Here is a 1,340-nt window from a genome sequence, read left to right on the forward strand (position 1 = left end):
GCCCACCGGGCTTCGACACCGGTCACCCGCTGATAGAAGCCGACCAGCTGTTCGATGTCGTCGGTGATCAGGCGGATCGAGACGAGGTTCATTGCGTACTCCTGCTGTCGGGAAGGGCGGAAGTTCCACCGCCGAATCCCAAGGTAGAGGCGATACCGGACAGTTTCCGCCCGGTATCGATGGGAGAATTGCGGGATGACGCGCCCCACGGCCCGGGTACTGGCCCTGCTCGAGCTGTTGCAGACGGGCGGCACCCATACCGTCGGCGAACTCGCTGGGCGGCTGGGCGTGGACGAACGCACCGTCAGGCGTTACGTCACCCATCTCACCGACCTGGATATCCCCGTCCGCTCGGTCCGCGGCCGCTACGGCGGGTACCGACTCGCTCCCGGCTACCGGATGCCTCCACTCATGCTGACCGATGACGAGGCGGTAGCCGTGCTGCTCGGACTCCTCACCAGCCATTCGACGACATCGGTCCACGCCGCCGACAGCGCGACCGCCAAACTCCGCCGCGTCCTGCCCGCACGCCTGGGCGCTCGTCTCGACGCGCTGATGAACACCGCCGAATTCACCACCGGCGCCCGCGCCGAAGTCCCGGTCGAAACCGCCGTCCTCCTCGACATCGCTGCGGCCACCCGCGAACACCGACTGGTCGCCATCGGTTACACCGACCGGAACGGACAACACTCTCAGCGGACCGTGCACCCCTACGGACTTGTCGCCCACTCCGGCCGCTGGTACCTGACGGCGATGGACAACAACAGCGACGACCTACGCCAGTTCCGACTGGACCGCATCACCGAGACAACCACCCTCCCCGAAACCTTCACTCCACCCACCGAATTCGACCCGACCACCCACCTCGTGTCCGCCCTCGCCACTGCCCCCTACCGGCACGAGGTATCGATCCGCGTCCAAGGCACACCCACCCAAATCCGCCCACTACTCCCCGCGACCATCGCAACGCTGCACGAAATAGACTCCCCACCCACCGATCCCACCCCCTGGGTCCGAGTCCTCATCCGCGCCGAACACCTCGACTGGATTCCCCCCGTCCTCGCCGCCCTGAACCGCCCTTTTGTCATCGAGCACCCCGACGCCCTCAACGACGCCGTGTGCGCCCTGGGCCAGCGCCTCACCGCCGCCACGACATCCGGCGCAATCCCACCGACCGGTAATGCCGATGACTGAGCAACGTCGAGATCAGTAGGCAATCGCACCGCCAAGCCGAACCCGAACTTGGAGCAGGATCAGCAGCGCTCAGCTCTGAGACTTGATGTGAGGGAAGCCGATCGGATCGAAGTCCGCCCCGCTGTCGTCGACAGCACCGGAGAACC

General features: G+C 66.1%; 1 protein-coding gene. It reads left to right on the forward strand.

Features of this window, described 5'->3' with window-relative positions; genetic code table 11:
- The first annotated feature begins 195 nt into the window (after window positions 1-195).
- The gene (locus tag ACFWF3_RS36055) at window positions 196-1,194 is read left to right on the forward strand and encodes a helix-turn-helix transcriptional regulator (RefSeq protein ID WP_379318651.1); all 999 of its coding nucleotides are present in this window, start codon (window positions 196-198) and stop codon (window positions 1,192-1,194) included.
- Window positions 1,195-1,340: the final 146 nt, after the last annotated feature.

It is taken from the genome of Nocardia sp. NPDC060220, from assembly GCF_042727815.1.
GTDB lineage: Bacteria > Actinomycetota > Actinomycetes > Mycobacteriales > Mycobacteriaceae > Nocardia.

What these genes read in the sequence shown, in the direction of transcription:
- ACFWF3_RS36055 (WP_379318651.1), top strand. Translation starts at nt 196, where the DNA reads ATGACGCGCCCCACGGCCCGGGTACTGGCCCTGCTCGAGCTGTTGCAG.